Genomic DNA, 12,175 nt, shown 5'->3' on the forward strand with positions numbered 1-12,175 from the left:
GTTTCGTCGGTCTCGCCGGTCTAGTCTGTCTCGTCGGTCTAGTCAGTCTCGTCGGTTTCGCCCTTCGTCCGCTCCCTGGTCCGGGATCCATCCCGGTGCAGGCCGCTCGTGCGGTGGCATTCGAGCGCTGTTGCCTTCGTCGATGTTGTCTTCCACCCACCCGCTGGCGACGACCTCTCGCGTGCTGCGGGCGCCGTGGTAGCGTTGGTCTGTATCGCGGGGGGTTCCTTCTGCGCTGCCTGTCGGCAGGCAGCTCTCGTGCGGTGCGAGGGGGGGTGCGATGATCTCGGAGGCGTGCGGGCTCTGTGCTTGGCCAGCGAGCCTCGTTGTCGACGACGTGCAGCGGCACAAGGGGGCGCTCCTGGACATGGCGCTGCAGATGCGTGCGGACGACAAAGAGCCGCTCGCGCGCGTGGCCTTTCGGGGCGCGCTCTACTGGCAGCGCTGGCTCCTGACGAAGGAGCCTGGGCTCCACGAGGAGGCTCGGGTCGTCTCGGGGCTCGAGTTCGCCCGAGAGGCCGGCGACTGGAAGGAGGCCGATATGCTCCTTGCCCACGCCGACGGATCGAGCGCCCTCGCCGGTCTGCCGTTCGTCGATCACTGGAAGGCGCTCGTCGCGCAGCACTTGCCGGAGCAGGTGAGCGACGAGCACGAGCTCGAGGAGACGTTCCAGGAGTTCCGGCGGCACCCCAGCGAGGAGGCCGCGGAGAGCGTGCGGCGCTGCGCCACGGCCATCGCGCCGCTCGGGTCGCCCGTCCCGGTGCACAGCCTCCTGGCGCGTGTGGCGATGGATCTCGGCCAGACCGAGGAGGCGGAGTTCCACCTCGCCGCGCTCGTCGTCTGCAGGCCGCTCTGGATCCCCTACGTCGTGCAGCTGGCCGAGCACCAGGCGAGGCTCGATCTGCCGCGTGCCCTCCGCACCATCGAGGACGCGCGCCGACTCTTTGGTCCCGACTTCTGGCTCCCTCTTTGAGCGGGGCTCACCCGCGTCGGATACGGGCCCATCTCGGCGTTTTCGGTGCTCAGCGCACGGGAGTGCGCTTGCGCGCCGAAAACGCCGATCTGCACCCGTCTCCTGTGCGGGTGAGCCCCGCTCGGCGACGCATCTTGTGAGAGCGTCAGCCGTCGACAGCCTCTGATCCCCTTGGAGAGCTCTCGTTGCCGGGATCCAGCGCCCCCCGGACTCCGCCTCAGGTGTTCTCGAGCGTGCGCATCCAGCCGCTGATCCGCGCGCCCGCCGGCTTGGGCCAGCCCATCCGCGCGAAGCGCTCGAGGAGCTGCGGCGTGTGGTCTCCGGTGCGGCTGTCCTTGAAGGCCGCGCGCGCCGCGTCGAGCTCGCGCGCCGCCTCGTGGAAGCGCCCCTCGTGGTACGCGAGCCAGGCGAGCGTCAGGTGCCGGTGCTGCCGCGGCTCCGCCTCCGCGAGCGCCACCGCCTCGCACGCCATCAGGTGCTCGCGGGCGAGCTCCGCCTCCCCGCGGTGGAGCGCGATCTGCGCGAAGAGCAGCCGCGCCTCCACCAGGCCCCACGGATCCCCGAGCCGCTCGAAGAGCCTGCCGGCGGCGAGCGCGTGCTCCTCGGCGAGCTCCGGCGCGCCCGCGTCGAGGGCCACCATCGAGAGCAGGCGCTCGCACCCGGCCTCGCCGCGCGGGTTCGCGACGTCGCGGAAGCTCTGCCGCGCCGCGAGCGCGCCCGAGCGCGCCGCCTCGAAGTTGCCGGCGCGGTGGTCCGAGTGCGACAGCGCGAGGTCGCACTGCGCGAGCCCGAGCCGGTAGCCGATGGCGTCGAAATCGGCGTGCGCGGTCGTGAGCAGCGCGCGCGCCGCCTCCGAGGTCGCCCCGGCCTGCTCGACCATGCTCTGCAGCAGCAGGCACTGCGCCCGGCCGAGCCGATCGCCGACCTCCATGAACCTCGACGCCCCGGACGCGAGCACCGCCCGCGCCCGCGCGTGCTCGCCGAGCAGGTAGTCGATCTCGCCGAGCAGCACCTCGCACTGCGCCTGCCCGTGGCCGTGGCCGATCTCGTCGAAGATCGCGTGCGCCCGCGCCACGAGCCGCCGGCCCTGCGCCTCCGCCCCGAGGTCCGACGCGATGTGCCCGAGCAGGCGCAGGCAGTGCGCCTGGTTCTCGCGGTCGCCGGCCTGCTCGAAGATGCGCCGCGCGTCCTCCGCGTCACGCCGCGCCTCGTCGAGCCTCCCCGCCAGCCGCAGCGCCTCGGCGCGGAAGCGCAGCTGCGTCCCGAGGCGCGTCCCCGTCAGCACGGGCCGCGCGTCCACCCCGCCCCGGAGGCCCGGGCGCGAGTCGCTCCCCCCGGGCAGCTTGCCGTCAAGCACGGCGAGATCGCGGAGCGTCGCCGCGATGTCGCGCGAGCTCTGCCAGTGCGCCGCCACGTGCGCGTGCATGAGCGCCGCGGCCTCGTCGGTGTCGCCGGCGCGCAGGAGGCTGACCACCCGGTGCCGGAGGATGCGGCGGCTCGACGCGGCCGGGTGCGCCCCGAGCGCGTCGGCGGCGGCGCGGAACACGCGGGCCGCGTCCGGCTCGAGGAAGAGCTGCGAGAGGAGGTGCTCCTGGAGCAGCGCGTGCGGCCAGCGCAGGCGATCGCCCACGGCGAGGAGGATCTGGGCGCGCTGCATGGACGCGAGCGCCCGGTCCGCCGAGATATCGAGCGAGGTGAGCAGCGCGCGCAGGATCTCGCGCCGGATGTCGCCGCCGAGCGCGGCGGCGGCGCGCGCGCCGGTGCGGAGCTCCTCGGGCAGCGCCGCGAGGCGCTCTTCCCAGAGGTCGGCGGTCGTCGCCGCCTGCACCGCCATCGACGCCCGCGGCACGAAGTACTTGCCCGCGCGGAGCTGGAGGTGCCCGCCGCCCGCCCACGCGTGCAGCAGCTGCAGCGCGAAGAGCGGGTTCCCCTTGCTGCGGGCCGTCGCCGCCTCGGCCGCCGCGTCGTCGAGCGGGAGCGTCTCCCGGAGCAGCGCGTGCGTCTGCGTGGGGTTCAGCGGGGCGACGTCGAGCCGCTCCCCGACGTAGGCCGCGAGCGCCCCCTCGATCCGCCGCGCCGCCACCGGATCGCACTCGACCGCCTCGCTCCTGACCGTCGCCACGACGAGCAGGCCCAGGTTCGGCGCGTCGCGGTGGAGCGTGAGGAGCCCCTCGAACGTCGTCGACGAGGCGTAGTGCAGGTCGTCGAGCCAGAGCAGCACCGGCCGGTCCCGGCCGATCCTCTCCAGCGTCTTGCGGATGATCAGCCAGCGGAGCTCGGGGCGATCCAGGCGGAAGCGCTTCCCCGTCGGGCCGACCGCCTCGCTCCCCGGGGGCGACGGCTTGATCCACTCGGCGGTCGCCGCGACCCACGTCTTGCCGACCTCGTCCTCCGGCGGGACCTCCCAGAGGTTCATCAGCACCTTCTCGACGATCTCGCGCTCGGCCCGCTCCAGCCGGTAGTGCTGGGTCACCGCGCCGAGCACGCCGTCGAGCGGCGCCGCGATGCGCCGGTAGCGCGCGCGGAGCGGCACCATGAGCGCCCGCTCGTGGACCTCCTCGCAGAGCCACTCGGCCAGCCGGCTCTTGCCGACGCCGGCCTCGCCCGCGAGCAGGACGAACCGGTGCATCGCCTTCGGCGCGTCGACCATCTCGGCCACGACCTCCATGAGCCGCGCCCGCTCCCCCGTCCGCGCGACGAACGGGCTGGGCCGGAGCGCGAGCAGACCCGTGGTCGTCACGGACGGCGGCGGGTCGTCGTCTGGAGGCTCGATGAGCTCGGGCGTGAGCAGCTCCTTGCGGCTCGGGGGCAGGCGGCCGCTCGTCAAGAGGGCGATCGGCAGCGGCGTCGCGGTCACGTTCGCGTTGTTGCGCGGCTCGAACCGCTTCCACACCCGCCGCGCGTCGCCCGCGAAGTCGAAGCGGTGCCAGGGCCGCTTCGCGAGCAGCCGCTTCGCGAACTTCGCGACGTCGCCCGGCACCGCCGTGGGGAGCGGCAGGTCCGGGATCGGCGCGCTCCGGTGCTGCTGGAGGAGCTCGTCGTTGTTGCCGTCGTAGACCTCGCCGCCGGCGAGCAGGGCGTAGAGGATGCAGCCGAGCGCGTAGAGGTCCGTCGGCGGTCCGACGTGGGGCGCCGCGAAGCGGATCTGCTCGGGCGCCATCCAGCCCGGGGTGCCGGCGCCCCAGCGCACCGTGGGTTCGCTCTCCCTGGAGCCGTCGAGCCGGTGATCGACCCGGTCCTGGATGAGCCAGGCCAGCCCGAGGTCGAGCACGTGCACGAGCGGCGGCTCGCCCCCGTGCTGCAGATCGACGAGGACGTTGGACGGCTTCAGGTCACCGTGGATCACGCCGCGCGCGTGCGCGTGCGCCAGCGCGCCGAGCACCTGGTCGATGACGCTCCAGATGATCGGCCAGGGCAGCGGGTCCTCGAGCCGCGCGAGGTAGAGCCACTCGTGGAGCGATCGACCTGGGACGGCGTCCATCACGAGGTACGGCGTCCCGTTGCTGAGCGCCCCGAAGTCGCGGGCCTTGACGAGCGCCGGATGGGAGAGCCCGGCGAGCGCCCGGGCTTCCTCCTGGAACCACCAGGCGTCCTCGGGTCGGGCCGCCGCGCCTGGCCGGTCGAGCAGCTTCACGGCCACGCGCTCGTCGAGCACGAGATCGCGGCAGAGATAGACGACCCCCATGCCGCCGCGACCCAGCTCTCGGCGGACCTGATAGCGACCGGCCAGGATCGTGCCCGGTAAAAAGCCTTCTTCCGACATGACGGTGAGCCGCCCGATGATAGCCGTGCCGGCCGGGCCCGGTAGACTCGAATCTCGCCAGGAGCCAGGAGCCAGGGGCCAGGGGCCAGGGCGGCCCGAGGTCGCTTGCCGGCAGTTCGTGGTGTCCGGTCCGCGGAGCGATGCTAGGTTGCGGTGATGGATGCAGCGGTACGCGTGCTTGCATTCGCTGGCGCGAGGGATGTGCTGGGTGCCGGAGAAGTGGCGCTGCCGCTGGCTGGCCCCTGCACCGCAGCGGAGCTCCTGGAGCACGTCTGTGCTCGTTATCCGGGGCTCGGCCCCTACAAGGGATCCATCCGGGTGGCGGTGAACGGCGTCTATGCGACGCCGAGCGATCCTGTAGGTTTCGGTGACGAGGTCGCGCTGATCCCGCCGGTGGCGGGCGGCTAGCGAGAGGACCCGAGAGGGACGCGCCATGCCTTCTTCTATCGGCGGCCTCGATCCTGCGCGCACTGCGGGCGACGCGTCGGCTCAGCGGCGGCGATCGCTGCCGCTGGTCGGCGGCGGAGACGCTGGCCGACGCGCCGCCGTCATCCCGTACCGCGACGGCTCCCGCGAGGCAGCTGGCGAGCACGCGGGGCCCGCGCCGCGGAGCGTGCGCATCTCGGTCACGGATCGGTGCGACTTCGCGTGTACCTACTGCCGCCCGTCGCGGCATGACGGCTATGCCGACGGCAAGCTCATGACGGCCGCCTGGCGCACCATGTTCGAGGCGCTGCGCGACGCCGGCATCCGGCGGGTGCGCCTGACCGGCGGCGAGCCGCTGCTCCACCCCGAGATCGTGTCGATCGTCGGGTGCCTCGCCGCGCTCGGCTTCGAGGATCTGGCCCTCACGACGAACGCGTCGCAGCTCGCGCGGCTCGCCGGGGCGCTGCGCGCCGCCGGGCTGCACCGGCTGAACGTCTCGATCGACACCCTCGATCCCGGGCGCTTCGGCGAGATGACCCGGGGCGGCGAGCTCGCCCGGGTGCTCGACGGCATCGACGCCGCGATCGCGGCGGGCTTCTCGCCGATCAAGCTGAACACGGTGGTCCTCCGCGGCGTGAACGACGACGAGATCGAGCGGCTCGCGCTGTGGGCCTGGGAGCGCCGGATGGTGCCGCGCTTCCTCGAGGTGATGCCGATCGCCGAGGGCGCTCGGCTCGTCGGCAAGCACCTCGTCACCGCGGCCGAGATGAGGGCGCGCCTCGCCGAGCACCTCCTCCCGGAGGAGGCGGCCGCCGAGCCCGGTCTCGGCCCGGCCAGGTACGTCCGCGCTCGCCGCGACCCGTCGCTCCGCGTGGGTTTCATCACGGGCACCAGCGACACGTTCTGCGAGAGCTGTGATCGCCTGCGCGTCTCCTCGACGGGCGTGCTCCGGCCGTGCCTCGCCACCGACGATGGCGTCGACGCCTCGCGCGAGGCGAAGAGCGGCGATCGGGCGGCGATCCGCCTGCGCCTGGACGAGGCGTGGCGCCTCAAGCCGGACGGCAAGGTCTGGAAGGGCTGCACCGAAGAGACGGCCTCCGCGGTGTCGATCCGCGCGATCGGCGGCTGACGGAGCGGGCGGATCCGCGCGGGGCCGGATCACGTTCGGCTTCCGGTCCTCACGGCTGCCGTGTCAGATTCCGGGGCGATGCCGCGAACCCCTGATCGACCCGGCGAGGGCGAAGCGCTCTCGACTCACCTCTCTCCGAGCGGCGAGGCCCGCATGGTGCCTGTCGAAGGCAAGCCCGTCACGCACCGCCGCGCTGTCGCGTCCGGCGCCGTCATGATGCGCCCCGAGACCATCGCCCGGGTCGCGCGCGACGACGCCCCGAAGGGCGACGTGCTGGCCGCGGCGCGGATCGCCGGGATCATGGCGGCGAAGCGCACGCCGGAGCTCATCCCGCTCTGCCACGGCATCGCGCTCACGCACGTCTCGGTCTCGCTCGACGTGGACGAGCCCTCCGCGACGATCCGGGTGACCGCCGCCGCGGAGGCGGTGGATCGCACAGGGGTCGAGATGGAGGCCATGGTCGCGGTGAGCGCCGCGTGCTTGACGATCTACGACATGCTCAAGGGGATCGATCGCGAGATGGTGATCTCGGACATCAAGCTGCTCGAGAAGAGCGGGGGCCGCTCCGGCCATTTCCAGCGGAGCGCGCCGTGACCCGGATCCGCGCCGAGCCGCTCGGCCTCGACGAGCTCATCGCCGCGGTGTCTCACCCTGGCGCGGGCGGCATCGCCACGTTCCTGGGCGCGGTGCGCGACGTCAACGAGGGCCGTTCGGTCACGCTGCTGGAGTACGAGGCCTACGGGACGATGGCCGAGGCCGAGCTAGAGCGGATCCTGTCGGAGATCGCCGCAGAGATCCCGGGCGTGCGCGTCGCCGCGACGCACCGGGTGGGCGCGCTCCGCGTCGGCGATGTCGCCGTCGCCTGCGCCGCGAGCGCGCCGCACCGGGGAGAGGCGTTCCGCGGGTGCCGCCTGCTCATCGACCGCATCAAGGAACGCCTGCCGATCTGGAAGCGTGAGCACGGGCCGGACGGCCCCTACTGGGTCGGATGGGAGGACGCCCGCTGCGCCGGCGAGCACGGGCACGAGGCGCCCCGCGGGCACGCGCACGGCGAAGAGCCCCACGGGCACGCGCACGGCGACGAGGGGCCCCACGGGCACGGTGGGGCGGCGCCTCCGGCCAGCGCTGGCGCCTAGCGCAGGCGCCGGCCGGGCGGCGCCTCCGGGCGGCGCTGGCGCCTAGCGCAGGCGAAGCCCGGCCGGCGGAGGCGAGGAGAGCGGGTCGTTCTCCTTCAGGCGGTTGTGGTGCCGGATGTCCGTCCCCTTGACGAGGAAGACGACCGACTCGGCGATGTTCATCGCGTGATCGGCGATGCGCTCCAGGTACTTGGCGATCGACTGGATGCGTGTGGCCCTGTACACCGTGCTCGGGTCGCGGCTCATGACGAGGAGCACCTCCTGGAAGATGCGGGCGTAGTGCTCGTCGATCACGTCATCGCGCGTGAGCAGCTGGTTCGCTCGCTCGCAGTCGCGGGCGACCAGCGCGTCCAGCGCCTCGTGCACCACCTCGATCGCCTCGTCCGCGAGGCCCTGCAGATCCGCCACCGGCGCGAGCGGCGGCTCCTCGTTGAGCTCCTGCACGCGCTCGCAGACGTTCACCACGAGGTCGCCGACCCGCTCCAGATCGGTGACGATCTTGAGCGCCGTGGTCACGAAGCGCAGGTCGGACGCGACGGGCTGGCGCGTCGCGAGGATCCTCATACAGAGCTCGTCGACCTCGCACTCGAGGCGGTTGATCCGGCGATCGAGCCGGATCGTCGCCTTGGCGAGGCCCGTGTCGCGCGTCGTGAGCGCGGTCGAGCCCTTCTGGATCATCTCCTCGACGAGGCTGCCCATGAGCAGCAGCTTCTCGCGAAGCGTGCGTAGCTCGTGCTCGTAGACCTTGCTCGTGTGCGACGTCGGCATGACTCTATCCCCCGCTTCCATCAGCCGAACTTCCCGGTGACGTAGTCTTCCGTCTTGCTCTCCTTGGGGTTGGTGAAGATCGTCTGGGTCCTGTCGAACTCCACCAAGTCCCCCATGTAGAAGAAGGCGGTATAGTCAGAGCACCGCGCGGCCTGCTGCATGTTGTGTGTTACGAGCACGCAAGTATATCGCTCTTTCAGCTCGTCGATGAGCTCCTCGACGCGCGCGGTCGCGATGGGATCGAGCGCAGAGCACGGCTCGTCGAGCAGGATCACCTCCGGCTCCACCGCGAGGACGCGGGCGATGCAGAGCCGCTGCTGCTGGCCGCCCGAGAGGGATAGCCCGGACTGATCGAGCTTGTCCTTCACCTCGTCCCAGAGCGCCACCTGGCGCAGGCACTTCTCGACGAGGCCAGTGGGATCCTTCACGGAGATGCCGTTCAGCTTGTGCCCGGCGAGGACGTTCTCGCGGATGGACATCGTTGGAAACGGGTTGGGTTTCTGGAACACCATGCCGACGCGGCGCCGCAGCCGCACCGGGTCGACGGCTTTGTCATAGATGTTCACGCCGTCGATCATGACGGAGCCCTTCGCCGAGGCCCCGGGCACCTGCTCGTGCATCCGGTTGAGACAGCGCAGGAACGTCGACTTCCCGCACCCGGACGGGCCGATGACCGCTGTGACCTGGCCGTCGGGGATGTTCAGCGTGATGTCGTGGATGGCGTGGAACTTGTGGAAATAGGCGTTGAGCCGCGTGACGCTGATCTTGGCTGGCGGCGCCTCGTCCTCTGGCTCCATGGAGCGGCTGTCGATGCCGTCCGTGTCGAGCCCGCTGCGACGTTCCCCGAGCCGTACTTTGTTGTGCAGTGAGTCAAACGAGCTCATCGAGTGCCTTTAGCGCGCCTTGACGCTCCGCGACGTGGCGATACGCGCGAGCAAGTTCAGGAGGAAGACGATGACGATCAGCACGAGGGCGCCGGTCCACGCCTCCTGCTGCCACTTCGGGTAGGGCGAAGTAGCGTTCCGCCAGATCTGCACCGGCAGCGAGGCGATGGGGCGGTCGATGGCGAAGCTCCAGTACGATGAGCCGAGCGCGGTGAGGAGCACCGGCGCGGTCTCGCCGGCGATGCGGGCCACGGCGAGCATCACGCCGGTGCCGATCCCGGGCGAGGCCGTCCGGAGCACGACGAGGAGGCTCGTGCGCCACTCCGGCACGCCGAGGGCGAGCGACGCCTCGCGGAGGTGGGCGGGCACCAGCTTGAGCAGCTCCTCCGTCGTGCGGGTCACCGTCGGGAGCATCACGATCGCGAGCGCGATGCCGCCCGCGAGCGCCGAGAAGCGCTTCATCGTGACGACGACGAGGGCGTAGACGAACACGCCGATGGTGATCGAGGGGACGCCGCCGAGCACGTCGGCGATGAACCGGATGGCGGCAGCGAGCTTGCCGCGCCCGATCTCGGCCAGGTAGATGCCGGCGAGGATGCCCGTCGGCAACCCGATGCCGCAGCCGATGGCGACGAGGATGAGCGTGCCGACGACCGCGTTGCCCATGCCGCTCCGCTCGTCGCCGACGGGCTTCGGCAGCTGGGTGAAGAAGTCGAGGGACAGCCCGCTAAGGCCTTTGCTGACGACGTAGACGAAGATCAGGAACAGCGGGACCAGGACGACGACGGCGCTCGACACGCAGAGCCCTTCGAAGAAGTAGCTGCGTACGCGGCGCAGCGTCTCGCCGGGCGCGGGCTCGAGCAGCGTGCGCCGGGGGGCGCTCGTGGGGCTCGCCACGGGGACAGGGGTGTCGCTGTTCATGCGCGCTTCTCCAGCTTGCTCTTGGTCGAGCTCACGAGCCACCGGGCGAAGAGGTTGAGGAGGAGGGCGACCCCGAAGAGGAGCAGCGCGATCTTGGACAGCGCCGACACGTACATGTCGCTGGTCGCCTCGACGAACTCGTTGGCGATGACGCTCGCCATCGAATAGCCGGGGTGGAAGATCGACGCGCTCACCTTCGGGACATTGCCGATCATCATCGTGACGGCCATCGTCTCGCCGAGCGCCCGGTTCAGCCCGAGGATGATGGCCCCGATGATGCCCGAGCGCGCCGAGGGGAGGACCGCGTAGCGGATCGTGTCCCACGCGCACGCGCCGAGGCCGACCGCCGCCTCGCGGTGCAGCTGGGGCACCGCCTGCATCACCTCGCGCGACACCGACGTGATCGTGGGGACGATCATGATGGCGAGGATGACGCCCGCGGCGAACATGCCGAAGCCGAGCGGCGGGCCCTCGAAGAGGGGGATGTAGCCGAAGTACTTGATGATGACCGGCTCGACGGTGTCCCGGAGCCAGGGGCGGAGCACGGCGATGCCCCAGAAGCCGTAGACGACGCTCGGGATCGCCGCGAGGAGCTCGACCATGAACCCGAGCGGCTTGCGGATCCGGTGGGGGGCCAGATCCGACAGGAAGATCGCGAGACCGAGCGAGACGGGGACGGCGAGCACGATGGCGATCAGCGAGGTGACGACCGTGCCGTAGACGAACGGGAGCGCGCCGAACTCCTCGCGCGCAGGGTCCCACACGCTCCCGCCGAGGAACCCCAGCCCGAACTTGTCGATCGCGAGGCGCGACGATCGGATGAGCTCCAGCACCATCAGCGCTGGCACGGCGAGCACCGTGAGGCCGAACATCGTCAGGATGGCGCGGAACGCTCGATCGGCTCCGCGCGTGCCATGTGGCGCGTCGCTGTGCGGCGCGGACGAGGCGGCTTGTTGCATCGGGACTTCTGCGGTGCTCATGGACCTATCCTGCGCTCCTGCGCGCACGCCAGCCGCGCACGGCGGGGCGCCGGTCGCGCGGCTGACGCGCATTCCTGGGGTCATGGGGCGAGCAGGGGCTTGCCGTCAGGGCCGACCAGCGCGGCGAGCTTCTTGTTGACCTTCTCGATGACCGCCGCGGGCAGCGGGGCGTAATGGAGGTCGTTCGTGAACTTCTGGCCGTCTTGCATCGCCCACTTGATGAAGCTGGAGAGCACCTTGCCCTTCGCGAGGTCCTTCTGCTCCTGGTACACGAGGAGATACGTGAAGCCGGCGATGGGGTAGGCGTCCTCGCCCTCGGCATCCACGAGCGAGATCCGGAGGTCGTCGGGCATCCTGGCGGCGGCGCCGGCGCCCGCGGCGGTCGTGCTCTCCAGCGACGGGGTGATGAACTTCCCGCTCTTGTTCTTGAGCGAGGCGAACGTGAGCTTGTTCTGCATCGCGTACGCGAGCTCGATGTAGCCGATCGAGGCCGGCGTGCTCGTGATCAGGGCGGAGACGCCGTCGTTGCCCTTGGCGCCGAGGCCGCCAGGCCAGTTGACGCTTGTCCCGGTCCCTGGTCCGCTCTTCCACTCCGGGCTGACCGCGCTCAGGTAGTCGACGAAGATCTTGGTCGTCCCGCTGCCGTCCGAGCGGTGGACCGTCGCGATCTCCTTGTCGGGGAGCTTCACGTCCGGGTTCTCCTTCTGGAGGGCCGGGTCGTTCCACTTCTTGATCTTGCCCAGGAAGATGTGCGCGGCCGCCTCCGGCGTGAGCTTCAGGCCAGACGGGACGCCCTCGAGGTTGTAGGTCAGCACGACCGCGCCCAGGCACGTCGGCAGGTGAAGGATGCCGGCGGCCTTCCCGATCTGCTCCTCGTTCATCGGCGCATCGGAGGCGCCGAAGTCGACGGTCCGCTCGGTGATCTGCCGGATCCCCCCCCCAGAGCCGATGGACTGGTAGTTGATCTTGACCTTGGAGTTGGCCTTCTGGAACTCAGCGATCCACTTCGTGTAGAGAGGGTACGGGAACGTCGCACCCGCGCCCGTCAAGGTGATGTCCCCGTCAGCGGTCGGCTGCGGCGCGCTGTCCTTCTTCGCGCCGGGGAGAGAGCCGGTTTCCTGGGGGGCATCGGAGCGACCGCACGCCGCGGTCAGGAGGAACATCGCCAGGGTGAGCAGAATTCGAGCCATGCACA

At 71.1% G+C, this 12,175-nt stretch carries 11 protein-coding genes; 5 read left to right on the plus strand and 6 right to left on the minus strand.

Annotated features, from left to right (window positions below; all coding sequences use genetic code 11):
• Window positions 1–280 precede the first annotated feature (280 nt).
• Complete coding sequence (locus WMF34_RS15335; RefSeq protein ID WP_012235567.1) at window positions 281–973, plus strand: hypothetical protein; 693 nt, start codon at window positions 281–283, stop codon at window positions 971–973.
• A gap of 217 nt (window positions 974–1,190) precedes the next feature.
• Here WMF34_RS15335 and WMF34_RS15340 read toward each other — a convergent pair whose 3' ends face one another.
• Window positions 1,191–4,736 (minus strand): protein kinase domain-containing protein, encoded by a 3,546-nt coding sequence (locus WMF34_RS15340; RefSeq protein WP_437993739.1) that lies wholly within the window; start codon window positions 4,734–4,736, stop codon window positions 1,191–1,193.
• A 174-nt stretch (window positions 4,737–4,910) separates the two neighbouring features.
• Here WMF34_RS15340 and WMF34_RS15345 point away from each other — a divergent pair, with 174 nt between their 5' ends.
• The 4 genes from WMF34_RS15345 to WMF34_RS15360 all read left to right on the plus strand — a co-directional run bounded on the left by WMF34_RS15345 (window position 4,911) and on the right by WMF34_RS15360 (window position 7,427).
• Window positions 4,911–5,144 carry a MoaD/ThiS family protein gene (locus WMF34_RS15345; protein WP_157906688.1) on the plus strand — a complete coding sequence of 78 codons (234 nt, stop codon included), beginning with the start codon at window positions 4,911–4,913 and terminating at the stop codon, window positions 5,142–5,144.
• 25 nt (window positions 5,145–5,169) lie between these two features.
• Entirely contained in the window at window positions 5,170–6,291 is a 1,122-nt protein-coding gene (gene moaA / locus WMF34_RS15350) for a GTP 3',8-cyclase MoaA (protein ID WP_012235570.1), read from the plus strand.
• A 78-nt stretch (window positions 6,292–6,369) separates the two neighbouring features.
• The gene (gene moaC / locus WMF34_RS15355) at window positions 6,370–6,885 is read left to right on the plus strand and encodes a cyclic pyranopterin monophosphate synthase MoaC (protein ID WP_044964956.1); all 516 of its coding nucleotides are present in this window, start codon (window positions 6,370–6,372) and stop codon (window positions 6,883–6,885) included.
• Complete coding sequence (locus WMF34_RS15360) at window positions 6,882–7,427, plus strand: molybdenum cofactor biosynthesis protein MoaE (RefSeq protein ID WP_437993740.1); 546 nt, start codon at window positions 6,882–6,884, stop codon at window positions 7,425–7,427. The genes moaC and WMF34_RS15360 overlap by 4 nt, the downstream gene beginning before the upstream one ends.
• 42 nt (window positions 7,428–7,469) lie before the next feature.
• On the opposite strand, the gene phoU is transcribed toward WMF34_RS15360, so the two are convergent.
• The 5 genes from phoU to pstS form a co-directional block, all read right to left on the minus strand.
• Window positions 7,470–8,195 carry a phosphate signaling complex protein PhoU gene (phoU, locus tag WMF34_RS15365; RefSeq protein ID WP_044964959.1) on the minus strand — a complete coding sequence of 242 codons (726 nt, stop codon included), beginning with the start codon at window positions 8,193–8,195 and terminating at the stop codon, window positions 7,470–7,472.
• Window positions 8,196–8,215: 20 nt separating this feature from the next.
• Window positions 8,216–9,079 (minus strand): phosphate ABC transporter ATP-binding protein PstB, encoded by an 864-nt coding sequence (gene pstB / locus WMF34_RS15370; RefSeq protein ID WP_437993741.1) that lies wholly within the window; start codon window positions 9,077–9,079, stop codon window positions 8,216–8,218.
• Window positions 9,080–9,088: 9 nt separating this feature from the next.
• Window positions 9,089–10,000, minus strand: coding sequence for a phosphate ABC transporter permease PstA (pstA, locus tag WMF34_RS15375; protein ID WP_012235575.1), 912 nt, complete (start codon window positions 9,998–10,000; stop codon window positions 9,089–9,091).
• Window positions 9,997–10,980, minus strand: coding sequence for a phosphate ABC transporter permease subunit PstC (gene pstC, locus WMF34_RS15380; RefSeq protein WP_437993742.1), 984 nt, complete (start codon window positions 10,978–10,980; stop codon window positions 9,997–9,999). Before pstC ends, pstA begins: the two co-directional genes overlap by 4 nt.
• An 80-nt stretch (window positions 10,981–11,060) precedes the next feature.
• Window positions 11,061–12,170, minus strand: coding sequence for a phosphate ABC transporter substrate-binding protein PstS (pstS, locus tag WMF34_RS15385; protein WP_012235577.1), 1,110 nt, complete (start codon window positions 12,168–12,170; stop codon window positions 11,061–11,063).
• Window positions 12,171–12,175 lie beyond the last annotated feature (5 nt).

It is taken from the genome of Sorangium sp. So ce145 (genome assembly GCF_051525985.1).
Taxonomy (GTDB): domain Bacteria; phylum Myxococcota_A; class Polyangia; order Polyangiales; family Polyangiaceae; genus Sorangium; species Sorangium cellulosum_B.